The organism is Kitasatospora sp. NPDC059088, assembly GCF_042738155.1.
In the GTDB taxonomy this organism is placed as follows: domain Bacteria; phylum Actinomycetota; class Actinomycetes; order Streptomycetales; family Streptomycetaceae; genus Kitasatospora.
Genome location: NZ_JBHYGR010000026.1, coordinates 69,812 through 84,148 on the forward strand (window position 1 = coordinate 69,812; position 14,337 = coordinate 84,148).

The following is a 14,337-nucleotide window of genomic DNA, read 5'->3' on the forward strand; positions in this document are numbered from 1 at the left end:
GCCAGTCCCGCCGGGTTGTGGACCCGGCCTCCCTGAACTTCTTCGACTCGGTGGCCCGCACGCGGGAGGGCCGACCGGTCGGCCTGCCTCGGTTCAAGTCGAAGCGTGACGCCCGGCAGTCGCTGCGGTTCACCCGCAACGGCTTCCGCGTCCGGTCCAACGGGAAGCTGAACCTGGCGAAGATCGGCGATGTGCGGGTGAAGTGGTCGCGGGCGCTGCCCGCCGACCCGTCGTCGGTGACGATCGTGCTGGACCCGGCTGGGCGCTACCACGCGAGCTTCGTCGTGGACGTGGAGCCGTGCCACCTGCCCGAGGTCGATGCCGAGCTCGGCATCGACCTCGGGCTGACCACCTATGCCGTGCTCTCCGACGGCAGCGTGATCGACAATCCGCGCTTCCTGCGTAAGGCCGAGAAGCGGTTGAAGGCCGCGCAGCGGGAGCTGTCCCGTAAGGCCAAGGGGTCGAAGAACCGGGCCAAGGCCCGCCGCAAGGTCGCCAAGGCACACGCCAAGGTGGCCGACACCCGCAGGGACTGGCTGCACAAACAGACCACCAGGATCATCCGCGAAACCCAAGCGGTGTACCTGGAGGATCTGAACGTACACGGCCTCGCCCGAGGCCGCCTGGCCAAATCCGTCCACGATGCCGGATGGGCCACCTTCCGCCGACTGCTCGAAGAGAAAGCCGCACGGCGCGGGCGCACGGTCGGGATCGTGCACCGCACGTTCCCGTCCTCTCAGCTCTGCTCGGAGTGTGGGCACCGTGACGGTCCCAAGCCCCTCGCGATCCGCGCGTGGTCCTGCCGCGCATGTGGTGTGCTGCATGACCGTGACCTCAACGCCGCTCGCAACATCCTGGCCGCCGGGCAGGCGGACAGGCTAAACGCCCCTGGAGGGCCGGTGAGACCCGACGTGGCGATCCCACGCCGGGCACGGCCCGTTGAACGGGGAACCCGCCGGAACGCCGGCCGTACGGGGCAGGAGCCCCGCGCAGCAGGTGCGGCCGGAATCTCCCGGCCTCAGCCGGGGAGGATGTCAATGCTCGACTCCTTCTATGTCTGTCGGACCGGTGGTGTCGCCACCGGCGACGCCGTTCCGGGTGATCGCGCTGTCTTCGGGTGAGGCGCTGCCCGGGGCGGCCTGTGCCGCCGCGGCCCGGCCGGAGTCGGTGCCGCGCTGCAGGGCCTGCCAGTGGGCGGCGGCCCGCTCGGGGGTGCGGACGTACGGTGCGGGCTGCTCCCCCGGCCCTCCCGCCGTCCCGGCGGACGGTGCGCCGGGCGCCGCCCCCGGTTCCTCGCCGGTGCGCGGACGCCGCCGCCGTCGGCTGGGCAGGCCGCTGCCGTCCCCGTCGGGGGTGGCGGCGGTGTCCGGGTCGGGGACCACGTGGATGGCCGGCGCCGGGTGCGGGCCGGGCTGGTTGTGGCGGTCGGCGAGCACCGGCGGGGCCTGCTCGTCGGCGTCGCGCATCGGCGGGACGGCCGCGACGGTGGGCGCCGGTGCCGGGCCGCTGCCGGCCCGCAGCGGCAGCGGGGTGAGCACGGACAGCGGCTGCTCGTCGTCCACCGTGGTCACCAGCGCGGCCGGGATGCGCAGGAGGGTCCGCATGCCGCCGTACGGCGAGGGCTCGATGTGGCAGGTGAAGCCGTACTGGCGGGCCAGCTTGCCGACCACCGCGAAGCCGGTCTTGGGCGGGTTGCCCAGCTCGGTGAGCAGCACGTCCGACGGGCCGGCCAGCAGTCGGCGGGCCCGGCGCAGCTGGTCCTCGTCCATGCCGATGCCGCTGTCGTCGACGATCACCAGTGCGCCGCGGCCGCCCTGCTGGACGGTGACCGGGACGTCGGTCTCCGGGTGGGAGTAGGCGGTGGCGTTGGCGAGCAGTTCGGCGATGGCGATGGCGATCGGCTCGGCGGCCCGGGCGACCACGGCCAGCCGCTGCTCGCGCAGGTGGTTGGCGACCTTGATCCGGGCGTAGCCGGGCACCCGGGAGAGCGCGCCGACGACGACCTCGGCGAGCGGGGAGTCGGTCCGGGCCAGGCCCGGCCAGGCCTCGCAGAGCACGGCGACGGTCTGGATCCGGCGCAGCGCGACCTCGTTGCGGAAGTCGACCTCCAGCAGCCGGGGGTCGTCGTTGTCGTGCTGGAGCTGCTGGACCAGGCTCTGGATCTGGTAGAGCAGGGTCTGGATCCGGGAGGTGGCGCCGCGCATGGCGGCCCGGGCGGCGGCGTCGACCCGCTCGCGCTCGTCGGCGAGGGCCGCGGTGGTGGCGTCCAGGACGGACTGCAGGGCCCGGACGCCCTCGGGGCCGACGGCCTGCGGGTCCAGCGGGCCGACCGTCGGGGCGTTGGTGTGGGTCAGCCGGACGGCCGTGGCGGCGACCCGCTCCTGGGCGAGGTGGCCGATCTCCGCCAGCAGCGCGGCGCCGCCGCGGTCCGCGGCGGCCAGCCGGGCCTCGGCGGCCGCGGCGCGGGCGTTCGCCTCCCCGATGCCGGCGTTCGCCTCCTTGGCCCGGGCGTTGGCGGCGGCGCCCCGCTGGTCGGCGGCCCGGGTGTGCTCCTCGGCCCGCCGGGTCTGCTCGGCGGCGTTCCGTACGGCCTCCTGGGCCTCGTCCCGCTGGCGTTCCGCGCGGGCGAGTTTGGCCTCGGCGGCGCGGGCCTGCTGCGCGCCCTGGCCGAGCGCGGCCTCGGCGGCCACCGCCCGGCGGACGGCCGCGGCCCGGCCGCGGGCGAGCACGACCGCGGCCGCGGTGGTGGCCAGCGCCAGGACGATCAGCGCGATCAGCGCGATCTGCGTCATCGGGGTCCTCGGGTGTCCTTGCTGCTCGGCCCGGGCCGGCGCCCGGGGTTCGGTTCCGGGCGGAGCTCGGGAGCGGGGTGCGCGCGGGTGCGGTGGTGCGGGTGCCGGGGTGCGGGTGCCGGGTGCGCGCGGGGTCCGGCCGGGGTCGGGGCCCCGGCGGTCGGGGCCCCGGCGGTCGGTTCCGGGCGGTCAGTTCCGGGCGGGGCGCGGGCGCGGGATCCGGGCCGAGTCCTCGGCCAGTTCGCGGGCCACCACGGCGACCTGGGCCATGGCGTCCAGGATGCCGGGCAGTTCGGAGCCGTCCAGGTGCCGGTACTCGGCCGCGACGGTGAGCACCAGCCGCTCGGGCAGGCCGAGTTCGGGGTGGCGCTGCTCGGCGATCACCCGCCGGGCGGCGTCCAGCGCGGGTATCCCGGCGGCGTGCAGGGTGTGGGCGCGCTCGCGGACGTACGCCAGGTAGCCGATGTGCTCCTGGACGCCCTCGCGGTCGAGCACCGGGCCGTGGCCGGGGACGAAGATCTCCGCGCCGGTGTCCAGGGCCCGTTCGCAGGCGCCGATGACGTTCTCCAGCGGGCCGGCCCAGTGCGAGGGGTGGTCGCCCGGTTGCTCGGGGGTCGAGGAGAAGATCACGTCGCCGGTGAACACGGCGCGTTGGTGCGGCAGGTGGACCATCAGGTCGCCGCCGGTGTGGGCGGCGGGCAGGCTGGTGATCTGCACCGGGTAGCGGCCGACCGTGAGCTCCAGCTCGCCGGTGAAGACGGTGCCCGGGTGCACCGGCTCGGTGGTGGACCAGTCGAAGCCCCCGAAGTGCTCGCGGAGGTAGCCGCCGAGCGGGGAGTCCGGGTCGCTGTTGGTGAGCAGGGCGTGCTGCTGCTGGGGGGTGGGCTCCCAGTGGATGTGCTCCAGCGCCTCGCGGGTGGCGATCACCTCGGCGTCGGGGAGCACTCCGGCGCCCCACAGGTGGTCGCCGTTGGCGTGGGTGACGACCACCCGGTCGATGTCGACCCCGGTCGGCAGCAGGCGCCGGCTGGCGGCCAGGAACTCCCCGGCCAGTGAGGGGTCGTAGGGGGTGTCGATCCAGAGCGCGGTGGTCTCCGAGGCCAGCAGGCCGCAGTTGGCCAGGCCCCAGCCCCGCTTCGGGGGGAGCCACACGTACAGGTCCTCGGCAATCGCGCTCACGTTCGCACGGTTGATCGTCATGCGCGCGATTATGCCCATGTTGTGTCAGGGATGGGGCAAAAGCTGTACGAACAGCTGGAGTTAGTGCCCCGTTCCCTCCCGCACTGTCCGGATTCGCACCACGTGGTCGAGACCAATCGTCTCACGGCTCGGGACGACTGGTGGACACCTCGCCCCGGAAACCCGACGGGACGTCGGACCGCTGGGTGGGCAGCACCCGGCAGACCTCGACCGTGACGTCCACCGTGTCCAGCCCGATCACCCGCCCCTCCACCGCGACGAATCCTTTCTCCCCCGAGCGGAACAGCGCCGCCAGCGGGGACCCCCGGTTCGCCGAGGTCAGGGCCTCCACCGCCATCGCCGAACCGAAGGCGAACACCCCGCAGAGCACGACGCAGGGCGCCTGCCGGGGCGTGCGGGTGACGAAGATGAAGCCGTGGTCGCGGATCAGCTCCCCGGCCGGGTTGTACAGCGCCTCGAAGGTCATCCCGCCCCAGCGGGCACGGGCCTCGTCCGGGTACTCGACCGCGAAGTCCGGGAACACCGTGTCCAGCACGCCACCGGAGTACGAGTTGACGCCCGGCCCGCCGATCGAGAAGGTCGGCATCCGCGGGTCCTGCGCCCCCGCCACCACCAGCTCGATCGTCGCCTTGCGGTTGACCTTCCGCAGCAGGTCGGTCAGTTCCGCTATCGCCCTGGCCTCGGCCATCGGCACGAACAGCACGTTCTTCGGCCCGCGGCTGGTCAACTGGCAGCCGTCCGAGGTGAAGGCGAACTCCGCCACCTCCAGGCTCGGGATGACGATCTGCACCCGCCCGTACGGCGCCAGCAGCGCCCGCAGGAAGCCGTAGCGCAGGAACAGCCTGGTGCGGGCGAGGGAACGGGCCGCGAGGAAGCCGATCACGGCCGGCACCGATGCGATCAGCACCTGGAGCAGGATCTCCATATGATCCCCCGGAGGAAGACTCGACCACGAACTGTGCGCCCTGGTCATGTCCCCGTCCGTGGCCGGAAATACCCCCTTCGCGGCAAATCGGGGTGGCCGGATCTCCGCGCCCCGGTCACCCCAGGCGCTTGATCCCCTTCCGCTCCCCCGCGCAGCGCTCGTACCCCAGCCAGGCGTTGACCGCCAGCATCGGCGCGTTGGTGGCGTCGTTGCTGGTGTACGCGCGGCGGTGACCGGCCGCCGCGGCGAGCCGCAGCGACTCCAGCTTGGCCAGCTTGGCCAGCCCGCGGCCGCGGAACTCCCGGCGGCAGGCGGTGAACGCGGACCAGTAGCGACCCAACCCGTCGGTCTGCGCCATGGTGAAGGCCGCCGGCTCGCCGTCCACCACGGCGACCACCGTCAGCCCGAGGTCGAGGTCCGGCCGGGCCCAGTCGCCCCGCAGCCACTCCTCGTAGTCCAGGGCGTCCATCACCACCTCGCCGGGCTCGTCCCGGATCGCGTCCGCCTCCACCAGGAACAGCGGGCGCGGATCGTCCGCCCAGTCGGTGGCCGGGCGCAGCTCGACGCCGGCCGGCCGCACCGGTGCCTGTGGCAGCGGGAGGGCCAGGTCCCGCCCGCCGAAGTGGGCTTCGCGCCCCGGCTGGTAGCCCCGGGCGGCACCGAAGGCCAGGGCGGCGGGCTCGTCGTCCAGCCAGGTGTGCAGTTCGGCCACCCCGTGGGCGCTCAGGTGCCGTTCGGCCGCGGCCAGCAGCGCGGTGGCCGCGCCGCGCCGCCGGAACCCGGGCAGCACGCTGCCGTTGGCGTAGCCGACGCCGGTGGTCGTCGTCCCGAGCACCAGTCCGCAGCGCACCGCGCCGACCACCCGGCCGTCCAGTTCGGCGACGAAGGTGCGGAAGCGCTCCTCGGGATTCGTCCGGGAGTTCATCCAGAGCAGCGCCTCGGCGCTCATCACCAGGTGTTCGCGGCCGGCCCGGTGGGCGGCGGTCACCGCCTCGGCGTCGGCGGGGCGGAAGTCTCGGATCGTCAGTTCGGTCTCAGTCATCGATGCGCACGCTATCCGCGCCCGTCCGCCGCCGCCTCCGTATTTCCCCGCCACCGGGCCGTCCGTCCGCGGATCCGCCCCGGACGCCGGGCCGGAATCCCCGCGCACCTGAACGGCAAGGCTCAAATAATGCTCTGAGAAGACCGGGTGAGGCTTGGCAGCCACCCCGCCCGGGGACATCCTCAGCAACACGGCCGCGCGGTCCTGGCGACGACGCCCGCACCGCCCGACGGCCTCCCCACCCAGCCCTCCGAAGGGGGCGAACCGATGACCTCCCCTGCCCTGGACCTGCCCGGCTCCACCGCCTCCACAGTGGACACCGTCACGACGGAGACCACCCCGGCGGGCACCACCGCGACAGGCACCACCGCGACGGCCACCACCGCGCCCCGGCTCGGCGTCGGCCTCGGCTGGCGCAGCGAGATCGACACCGTGGTCGAGCGCCAGCCCGGCCTGGACTGGGTCGAGGTGGTCGCCGAGAACGTCTGCGCCGACCACCTGCCCACCTCGCTCACCGTCCTGCGCGAACGCGGCGTCACCGTCGTCCCGCACGGCGTCGGCCTCGGCCTCGGCGGCGCCGACCGGCCCGACCCCGGCCGGCTCGGCAGGCTCGCCGGAACGGCCCTCGCGCTCGGCTCCCCCCTGGTCACCGAGCACCTGGCCTTCGTCCGGGCCGGCGCCCTGGAGGCCGGCCACCTGCTGCCCGTCCCGCGCACTCGGGACTCCCTGCGGGTGATCGCCGAGAACGTCCGGATCGCCCAGGACCAGCTGCCGGTGCCGCTCGCCCTGGAGAACATCGCCGCCCAACTCGCCTGGCCCGACGACGAGTTCACCGAGGGCGAGTTCCTCGCCGAACTCGTCGCGCGGACCGGCGTCCGACTGCTGATCGACGTGGCCAACCTGCACACCAACCGGGTCAACCTCGGCACCGACCCGGCCGCCGAGCTCGACCGCCTGCCGCTGGAGGCGCTCGCCTACGTGCACGTCGCCGGCGGCACCCTGGTCGACGGCGTGTGGCACGACACCCACGCCCACCCCGTCACCGAACCGGTGCTGGAGGTCCTGGCCGAACTCTGCGCGCGGGTCGAACCGCCCGGCGTCCTGCTGGAACGGGACGCCGACTTCCCGCCGCCCTCCGAACTGGCCGGTGAACTGGACGCCATCCGTCGGGTGCTGGAGGGGAGCACCCGATGACGCCCGACCTGAACCCCGTCGAGCCGAAGGGGGGCGCCGGCGCCGAGGACGCGACCGGCACCCCCCGGGAGCGCCTGGCCCGGCGCCAGACGGAACTGCTGGCCGCCCTGGTGGCCGGCGGGCCCGTCCCGCCCGGCTTCGACCCGGACCAGGTCCGCGCCCAGTCCACCGGCCTCGCCGCCAAGCGGCGCGACACCACCGCGAAGGTCGCCCCCGACCTGCCCCGCCTGCTCGGGGCACGGTACGGGCCGCTCTTCCTCGCCTACGCCCGCACCCACCCGCAGACCGGCGGCTACCACGCCGACGCCCGGGCCTTCGCCGCGTGGGTGCTCACCGACGGCGGCCCGTCCGCCGCCGACCACCGCCGCGCCCTGGAGCAGTGGCTCCACCCGGCGCCCCAACCGCCGCCCGGCCCGCTCGCCAGGCTGCGCCGGGCCCTGCGCGGCCACTGATCCGACGTCTCAATCGGGGGAACCGCCCATGTGGCACAACAGCTACTTCCTGATCCCGGCCCTCCTGCTGGTCGCGGCCGCGCTGTACGCCTCCCAGGCCAGGCAGCGGGTCCGCCACGTGCCCCACCCGCAGGGCCTGCCCGGCCGCGGCCTGCCGCTGCTGGACACCGCCTTCCTGGCAGGCGGCCCGGGCCGGGTCTTCGACACCGCGCTGGTCCGGATGCACCTCGGCGAACAGGTCGTGATCAACCGCGCCGGACTGGTCACCCTCACCGGCGCCCGCCCGTACGACGCGGTCGACCAGGCCGTGCACGACGCCGTCGGCTCGACCGGCAGCCGGGAACTCGGCACCCTGCGCCGCACGGTGATGCGCTCCGCCGCCGTCCAGGAGATCGGCGACCGGCTCGCCGACCGCGGCCTGATGCGCCGCCCGGAACGGCTGCACCGGGCCCGCGTCGCACGGCGGCTGCTCTGGCTGGCGATGCTCGACGTCGTGGTCTTCGCCGGGCTCGCCCTGCTGCTGGACGACAACGACGCCCTCTACGACCGCCCCAACCTCTGGTACCCGGGCCTCTTGCTGCTCCTCGGCGCCGTCGCCCTGCTCGCCACCCTCCCCGCCGACGGCCGGGTCACCCCGGCCGGGCACCGCCAGCTCGCGCTGATGCAGGGCAGCACCCCGTGGACGCCCGGCTCCGGCGTCTCCCCCCGGCTGACGGGCGGCGCGATGCTGGGCGCGGTCGCCCTCGGCGGACTGGCCGCGGCCGCGCTGGACGACCAGGAGCTGGAGGCCGCGATGCTGGCCGCGGCGGCCGAGGACGAGGCGGTGCGACAGGCCCAGGCGGCCTCGTCCTCCTCCTTCTTCTCCTCGGGCGGATCCTCGTCCGGTACCTCCTCGTCCGGCGGGTCCTCCTGCGGCGGGTCCTCCTGCGGCGCCGCCTCCACCGCCTCCTGCGGCTCCTCCGACTCCGGCTCCACCCACCACCACTCCTCGTGCGGCGGCTCCTCGCACCACTCCTCGTGCGGCGGCTCCTCGCACTCCAGCTGCGGCTCCTCGTCGAGCTGCGGTTCGTCCTCCAGCTGCGGCTCCTCGTCCAGTTGCGGGAGCAGCTGCGGCGGCTCCTGACGTCACAGTTCGGTATCGCGCCCCGGGAAGCCGTTCCCCGCGCCGAGGCCCCAGGCATAGAACAAGCCCATGTGGTTGCTGTTCCTGATACCGGCCTGTGTCGCGGCGGTGCTGTCCTGCCTCCGGCTGGTGCGGATGACCGCCACCGCCGATGCCCTCGCCGACCAGGACGGGCGGCGCCCGCCGGAAGCCGTCGGCATCGGACTGTACGAGACGGCCTACCTGGCCGGCGGCCCGGACCGGGTGGTGGAGCTCGCCCTCGTCCTGATGGCCGGCCGCGGCCGTCTGCACCTCGCCCACACCGGCTGGACCACCGTGGTCGACCCCAGGGGCCGCAGCCGGCTGGAACGGGCGGTCGTCGCCACCGTCGGCCCCGAGGGCCAGTGCCGCACCGACGAGCTGCGCCGGGCGATGGGCGAGCACCCCACCGTGCTGGAGATCGGAGCCCGGCTGGCGCTGGCCGGCCTGGCCACCCCGGCCCTGGTCCAGCGCAACACCGTGGTGGTGGTGCGCCAGGTCCGGCACGCGATGCTGCTGACGGTGGTGCTGCTCGCCGCCGCGGTCTCGCTCAGCGGCTTCACCGGCGGTGACACCCTCGCCCCGATCGCCTGGTTCTCGCTGCCGCTGGTGCTCACCGCGGGCACCCTGCTGATGGCCCGGGTCGACGTCTACCCGTACACCCGCTGGGCCTCCCCGATCGGCCAGGAGGTGCTGCGCGAGGTCCGCCCGGCCCGCCAGCACGGCCTCGCCGACGACGAGGAGCGCGAACTGCTCACCGCCGTCGCCATGAACGGCCCCGCCGTGCTCCCCGACGCCCGGCTGCGCGCCGCCCTGCGCCCGCACCGCGGCTGAAAACCGGCTGCGCCGACGGCCCTGACCGGGGCAGACTCCGCCCCATGGACGACCAGCACCGCGCCGCACTCGACCGCGCCCACCGCGAAGGCCGGCCGGTCCGGCTGCGCCGCTCGATCCCCGGCGCGGACGAGCTGGAGGGCTTCGTCCTCGGCACCGGCCCGGTCTGGACGCTGCTCGCCGCGTGCACCGACCACCACCTCGACGGCTGGACGGCCGTGCGCACCACCGACCTGCGCAAGGTCCGCGACCTCGGCGGCCCCGACACCCTGACCGTGCGGGTGCTGCGCCGCCGGGGCCGGTGGCCCGTCCGGCCGCCGGGCGCCGAACTGCCGCTGGACGACCTGCCGGGGCTGCTCGCCACCGCCTGTGCGGAGTACGGCATGATCGCGCTGCACACCGAGCGGAACGCCCCGGACTCCTGCTGGGTCGGCGCCGTCACCGCCGTGCGCCCCGCCTCGCTGCGGCTGCACGAGGTCGACCCCGAGGCGCGCTGGCGCCCGAAGCCGACGAAGTTCCGCTTCTCCGACGTCACCCGGGTCGACCTCGGCACCCGCTACAACGCCGTCCTGCGGGAGTTCGCGGGGCCGCGCCCCTGACGAACGGCCGGAGGCCGGCTCCCACCCCAGCGGGGGGAGCCGGCCTCCGGTACGGCGCGGGTCAGGCCAGGCCGTTCAGCAGCTCGCTCACCGGCTTGCGGCGGCCGGTGAAGAACGGCACCTCCTCGCGGACGTGCAGCCGGGCCCGGGAGGGGCGCAGGTCGCGCATCAGGTCGACGATCCGGTGCAGCTCGTCCGCCTCGAAGGCGAGCAGCCACTCGTAGTCGCCGAGCGCGAACGAGGCCACCGTGTTGGCCCGCACGTCCGGGTAGCCGCGGGCCATCTGGCCGTGCTCGGCGAGCATCGCGCGCCGCTCGGCGTCCGGCAGCAGGTACCACTCGTAGGAGCGGACGAACGGGTAGACGCAGACGTAGTCGCGCGGGCGCTCGTCGGCGAGGAAGGCCGGGATGTGCGACTTGTTGAACTCGGCCGGGCGGTGCAGGGCCATGTTCGACCAGACCGGCTCCAGCTGGCGGCCCAGGCCGGTGCGGCGGAAGCGGTTGTACGCCTCCTGGAGGTCGTCCGAGTCCTCGGCGTGCCACCAGACCATCAGGTCGGCGTCCGCGCGCAGCCCGGAGACGTCGTAGGTGCCGCGGATCGTCACGTCCTTGGCGTCCAGCTGCGCGAACAGCTCGTCCACCTCGGCGGCGAGGGCGGTGCGGTCCTCGGGCAGGGCGCCCTTGAGCTTGAACACCGACCACATGGTGTAGCGGATGACCTGGTTCAGGTCGCGCGCCTTCTTCTTCTCGGGCCGCTGCTCGGGCTCCCGCTCAACGCTCTCAGTCATGCGCCCATTGTCCTCTCCGTGGAACCGTCCCCGGTCGTCGGGGTCAACCGTTCGTCGATGTGCTCACCGACGGCCGCCGCGGCGGCGGCCGCCGAAGCGATGCAGGCCGGGATCCCCACCCCGTCGTACGCGGCGCCGCACAGCGCCAGGCCGCCCACCGCCCGCACCGACGCCCGCACCCGGGCCACCCGGTCCGGGTGGCCCACCGGGTACTGCGGCAGGCCCGCCGTGAAGCGCGACACGAAGGTGTCGTACGGCCGGGCGGTCAGGCCGACCGCCTCCGCCAGGTCCGCCAGCGAGCGGGCCACCAGCTCCTCGTCCGGCAGCTCCAGCACCTCGTCCTCGCGGTGGCGGCCCAGCGAGGTGCGCAGCAGGAAGGCGTCCGGGGCGGAACGCTGCAGCCAGCCCCACTTGTTGGAGGAGAAGGTCGAGGCCTTGATCCGGCGGCCGTCCACCGGCGGTACCAGGAAGCCGCTGCCGGCCGGCGGCTCGGGCAGGTCGGCGCGGCGGAACGCCAGGGTCACCAGGGCCATGCCCGCGTACTCGACGGCGTCCAGCTCGGCGGCCGCCGCCGGGGCGTCCGCCCGCAGCAGCCGGGCCGCGGCCGGCGCCGGGACGGCCAGCACCACGGCGTCGGCGGTCAGCACCTCGCCGCCGGCCACCACCCGCCAGCCCTCGGGGGTGCGGCGCAGCTCCTCCACCGGGGTGTCGGTGCGCAGGTCCACGCCCGCCTTCACACAGGCCGCGGCCACCGCCCCCGGCAGGGTGCCGAGGCCGCCGCGCAGCCCCTGGAACACCGGGGTGCCGACCACCTGCGGCCGGGACGCCAGCGCGTGCACCCCCTCGACCAGCGAGCCGCCGCTCCGGGCGATCGGCAGCAGCTGCGGCACGGCGGCGCGCAGCGAGATCTCCTCGGCGCGACCGGCGTAGACGCCGCCCAGCAGCGGCTCCACCAGCCGGTCCACCACCTCCTGGCCGAGCCGGTCGGCGACGTAGCGGCCGATCGCGACGTCCGCCCCGACCTCGCCGGCCCGCTCGTGCCGGGCCCGCTCCAGCCCCTCGGCGCTCAGCACCCCGGAGGCGGCCAGCGCCTCCAGGTCGCCCGGGACGCCCATCACCTGCCCGCCCGGCAGCGGCCGCAGCGCGCCCCTGGTCCAGATCGCCGCCTTGGCGCCGGTCGGCGGCTCCAGCTCCGCCCCCAGCCCGACGGCCCGGGCCAGTTCCACGGCCTCCGGCCGCCGCGCCAGCACCGACTCGGCCCCGAGGTCCACCCGGACCCCGCCGACCTCGCCGCCCCACAGCTTCCCGCCGACCCGCCCCGACGCCTCCAGCAGTGTCACCCGCGCCCGCGCCGGCCCCCCGGCCGCCCCGCTCAGGAAGGCGGCCGCAGCCAGCCCCGCGATCCCACCACCGACGACGACGACCTGTGCATCCGACATGCCTCGCAGTCTCGCAGGTCTTTACACGGATGCCTCAATCCGCTGCACGCTTCCGCCGGGACACGAACCTGTCGAGATCGATGACGGTCGGGAACGGCACCGGCCGCTCCAGCTTGCCCCGGAAGATCCCGGCCGGCGCGTAGGCACTTGCCGCTGGATCCAGCTCGTAGACGTGCACGACCGGCAGACCGTCCTCCTCCTCGACGATCCAATAGTGCCGAATTCCGGCCTTGGCGTACTTCCGGAACTTGACCTCGCGGTCGCGTTGGGCGGACTCCGGAGAGACCACCTCAACGACCAGTACCACCTCGGTCGGCTCGTACCACGTGCGAGTGGGGTCGGGCTCGGCGCTCACGACCATCACATCTGGTTCCGGGCGGTTGGTGCGGTCGAGCTTGATCGTGATCTCGCGCTCCGGCCACAATCCATCCGGCACGAGGCCTTCCAGCGCCGCGTTCAGGCCCGATACGACCCAACTGTGCCAAGTGCGCTGCGGGGACATCATGAAGACCAGGGCTCCGTCGATCAGCTCGGTGTGCCGCGGCGCCTGCGGCAGGTGGTCGAGGTCGTCAGCGATCCAACCCTCGACTCTGGGCGCGTACATCCAGTCCGGCAGCTCGCTCATAACTCCAAGATAGCGAGTTCTGCGGCGCTGCCTGCGGGCCACACAAGCCGTGTGCCACAGAGCCGGTCATGGCGAACCTGCGGGATGGAGCACTCCGGTGGGTCGTGTCCGTCCCGGGGCCGAGCTGTGATGGACCTGCGATCTGCCGGGCGGGTCCGTCGGGCAGGCTCTTGCGTCCAATGGCAGCAAATGCCAGCGGACTTGGGGAGGGGCCGGGGAATGGGACGACGGGCGAGGGCCGGGGTGCCGGTGGTGGCGGTGGCCGCCGCGGTGCTGCTGGCCGGGGGTTGCAGTGCGAGCGGCGGCGGGGAATCGGGGCGGAACGACTCGGCGGGAGCGCCGGCGAAGGCGGCCGGTGGGGCGGCCGCGCCGGCCGCTCCCGCCCCGGCGGGCGGGCAGCCCTCCGGGGCGCCGGCGGCCGCCGGGGTCACTCCGGCCGCGGACGCCCGGCTGATCTCGTACACCGCGCAGCTCTCGCTGACCACCAAGGACGTCGGGCAGGTCCTGGGCAGGGCGCGGGAGTTGACGACCGCGTCGGGCGGTTACGTGGGCGGCGAGTCGGTCAACGGCGGCGGTGCGGACGAGTACGGCCAGTTGACGCTGCGGATCCCGTCCGCCGCCTACCAGCAGACCCTGGACCAGCTGGCCGCCCTGGGCCGGGTGGTCTCGCGCAAGAGCCAGGCGGACGACCTGACCCAGCAGGTCGCGGACGTGGCGAGCCGGGTGCAGACCCAGCAGGCGAGCGTGGACCGGGTGCGGGCGCTGATGGCCCAGGCCAAGACGCTGAGCGACATCACCTCGCTGGAGGGCGAGTTGAGCCGCCGGGAGGCGGACCTGGAGTCCTTGCAGAAGCAGCAGAAGGAGCTGGCCGCCCGGACCTCGTACTCGACCGTCACCCTGGACGTCCGCCGGGAGGCGGTGGCCCCCACGCCGACCCCGACGCCGACGGCGGCCGGGGGGAAGGGCTTCGGCGAATCGGTGGGTTCGGCGCTGGGCGGCGGCTGGCACGTGCTGGTCGCGATCGGGACCGCGCTGGTGGTGGCGCTGGCCGCGGTGGCGCCGTTCCTGCTGGTGCTCGGGGTCCCGGGGGCGCTGCTCTACCGGTACTGGCGCCGGACCCGCGCACGGCCGGTCGTCCGGCCCGAGGAGCCCGAGCACCCCGGGGCTTCCGGGGAATGACGCACGGCGGCGGGGGGGGGCGCCCCCCCCGGGCCCCCCCCCCCCGGGGGGGGGCCCCCGCCCCCGCCCCCGCGCCCCCCCCCCCCCGCCGGGGGGGCGCGGCGGGGGGGGGCCGCGGGGCCCCCCCG

Annotated in this window: 12 protein-coding genes and 1 pseudogene; 6 read left to right on the forward strand and 7 right to left on the reverse strand. The window is 74.8% G+C overall.

Annotated features, from left to right (window positions below; genetic code table 11):
* Positions 1 to 1,121 (forward strand): RNA-guided endonuclease InsQ/TnpB family protein (locus ACFWXO_RS14660; RefSeq protein ID WP_380524192.1); only part of this gene is annotated, 1,121 nt, incomplete at its 5' end.
* On the opposite strand, the gene ACFWXO_RS14665 is transcribed toward ACFWXO_RS14660, so the two are convergent.
* The 4 genes from ACFWXO_RS14665 to ACFWXO_RS14680 all read right to left on the reverse strand — a co-directional run bounded on the left by ACFWXO_RS14665 (position 1,035) and on the right by ACFWXO_RS14680 (position 5,959).
* Positions 1,035 to 2,792 (reverse strand): ATP-binding protein, encoded by a 1,758-nt coding sequence (locus tag ACFWXO_RS14665; RefSeq protein ID WP_380524194.1) that lies wholly within the window; start codon positions 2,790 to 2,792, stop codon positions 1,035 to 1,037. The genes ACFWXO_RS14660 and ACFWXO_RS14665 overlap by 87 nt on opposite strands.
* Before the next feature lie 189 nt (positions 2,793 to 2,981).
* The gene (locus ACFWXO_RS14670) at positions 2,982 to 3,992 is read right to left on the reverse strand and encodes an MBL fold metallo-hydrolase (RefSeq protein ID WP_380524196.1); all 1,011 of its coding nucleotides are present in this window, start codon (positions 3,990 to 3,992) and stop codon (positions 2,982 to 2,984) included.
* Positions 3,993 to 4,113: 121 nt separating this feature from the next.
* Complete coding sequence (locus tag ACFWXO_RS14675; RefSeq protein ID WP_375888311.1) at positions 4,114 to 4,917, reverse strand: hypothetical protein; 804 nt, start codon at positions 4,915 to 4,917, stop codon at positions 4,114 to 4,116.
* A 115-nt stretch (positions 4,918 to 5,032) separates the two neighbouring features.
* Positions 5,033 to 5,959, reverse strand: a complete 927-nt coding sequence (locus ACFWXO_RS14680) for a GNAT family N-acetyltransferase (protein ID WP_380524199.1) — start codon at positions 5,957 to 5,959, stop codon at positions 5,033 to 5,035.
* A 267-nt stretch (positions 5,960 to 6,226) separates the two neighbouring features.
* On the opposite strand from ACFWXO_RS14680, the pseudogene ACFWXO_RS14685 reads away from it, so the two are divergent.
* From ACFWXO_RS14685 to ACFWXO_RS14700, 4 genes and pseudogenes are all read left to right on the forward strand, one after another.
* Positions 6,227 to 7,605, forward strand: a pseudogene (locus ACFWXO_RS14685) (DUF692 domain-containing protein).
* Positions 7,606 to 7,633: 28 nt separating this feature from the next.
* Entirely contained in the window at positions 7,634 to 8,728 is a 1,095-nt protein-coding gene (locus ACFWXO_RS14690) for a TIGR04222 domain-containing membrane protein (protein WP_380524201.1), read from the forward strand.
* A gap of 69 nt (positions 8,729 to 8,797) precedes the next feature.
* Positions 8,798 to 9,580, forward strand: coding sequence for a TIGR04222 domain-containing membrane protein (locus ACFWXO_RS14695; RefSeq protein WP_380524203.1), 783 nt, complete (start codon positions 8,798 to 8,800; stop codon positions 9,578 to 9,580).
* A 44-nt stretch (positions 9,581 to 9,624) separates the two neighbouring features.
* The gene (locus ACFWXO_RS14700) at positions 9,625 to 10,179 is read left to right on the forward strand and encodes a hypothetical protein (RefSeq protein WP_380524205.1); all 555 of its coding nucleotides are present in this window, start codon (positions 9,625 to 9,627) and stop codon (positions 10,177 to 10,179) included.
* 61 nt (positions 10,180 to 10,240) lie between these two features.
* On the opposite strand, the gene hemQ is transcribed toward ACFWXO_RS14700, so the two are convergent.
* The 3 genes from hemQ to ACFWXO_RS14715 are packed head-to-tail and all read right to left on the reverse strand — an operon-like array spanning position 10,241 to position 13,030.
* A complete protein-coding gene (gene hemQ / locus ACFWXO_RS14705) occupies positions 10,241 to 10,966 on the reverse strand; it encodes a hydrogen peroxide-dependent heme synthase (RefSeq protein WP_375888299.1) in 726 nt (241 codons plus the stop codon).
* The gene (gene hemG, locus ACFWXO_RS14710) at positions 10,963 to 12,405 is read right to left on the reverse strand and encodes a protoporphyrinogen oxidase (protein WP_380524208.1); all 1,443 of its coding nucleotides are present in this window, start codon (positions 12,403 to 12,405) and stop codon (positions 10,963 to 10,965) included. Before hemG ends, hemQ begins: the two co-directional genes overlap by 4 nt.
* Positions 12,406 to 12,439: 34 nt before the next feature.
* A complete protein-coding gene (locus tag ACFWXO_RS14715; RefSeq protein WP_380524210.1) occupies positions 12,440 to 13,030 on the reverse strand; it encodes a Uma2 family endonuclease in 591 nt (196 codons plus the stop codon).
* A gap of 219 nt (positions 13,031 to 13,249) precedes the next feature.
* Between ACFWXO_RS14715 and ACFWXO_RS14720 the strand changes: the two genes are divergently transcribed.
* A complete protein-coding gene (locus tag ACFWXO_RS14720; RefSeq protein WP_380524212.1) occupies positions 13,250 to 14,209 on the forward strand; it encodes a DUF4349 domain-containing protein in 960 nt (319 codons plus the stop codon).
* Positions 14,210 to 14,337 lie beyond the last annotated feature (128 nt).

What these genes read in the sequence shown, in the direction of transcription:
- ACFWXO_RS14665 (WP_380524194.1), bottom strand. Translation starts at nt 2,792, where the DNA reads ATGACGCAGATCGCGCTGATCGCGCTGATCGTCCTGGCGCTGGCCACC.
- ACFWXO_RS14670 (WP_380524196.1), bottom strand. Translation starts at nt 3,992, where the DNA reads ATGACGATCAACCGTGCGAACGTGAGCGCGATTGCCGAGGACCTGTAC.
- ACFWXO_RS14675 (WP_375888311.1), bottom strand. Translation starts at nt 4,917, where the DNA reads ATGGAGATCCTGCTCCAGGTGCTGATCGCATCGGTGCCGGCCGTGATC.
- ACFWXO_RS14680 (WP_380524199.1), bottom strand. Translation starts at nt 5,959, where the DNA reads ATGACTGAGACCGAACTGACGATCCGAGACTTCCGCCCCGCCGACGCC.
- ACFWXO_RS14690 (WP_380524201.1), top strand. Translation starts at nt 7,634, where the DNA reads ATGTGGCACAACAGCTACTTCCTGATCCCGGCCCTCCTGCTGGTCGCG.
- ACFWXO_RS14695 (WP_380524203.1), top strand. Translation starts at nt 8,798, where the DNA reads ATGTGGTTGCTGTTCCTGATACCGGCCTGTGTCGCGGCGGTGCTGTCC.
- ACFWXO_RS14700 (WP_380524205.1), top strand. Translation starts at nt 9,625, where the DNA reads ATGGACGACCAGCACCGCGCCGCACTCGACCGCGCCCACCGCGAAGGC.
- hemQ (WP_375888299.1), bottom strand. Translation starts at nt 10,966, where the DNA reads ATGACTGAGAGCGTTGAGCGGGAGCCCGAGCAGCGGCCCGAGAAGAAG.
- hemG (WP_380524208.1), bottom strand. Translation starts at nt 12,405, where the DNA reads ATGTCGGATGCACAGGTCGTCGTCGTCGGTGGTGGGATCGCGGGGCTG.
- ACFWXO_RS14715 (WP_380524210.1), bottom strand. Translation starts at nt 13,030, where the DNA reads ATGAGCGAGCTGCCGGACTGGATGTACGCGCCCAGAGTCGAGGGTTGG.
- ACFWXO_RS14720 (WP_380524212.1), top strand. Translation starts at nt 13,250, where the DNA reads ATGGGACGACGGGCGAGGGCCGGGGTGCCGGTGGTGGCGGTGGCCGCC.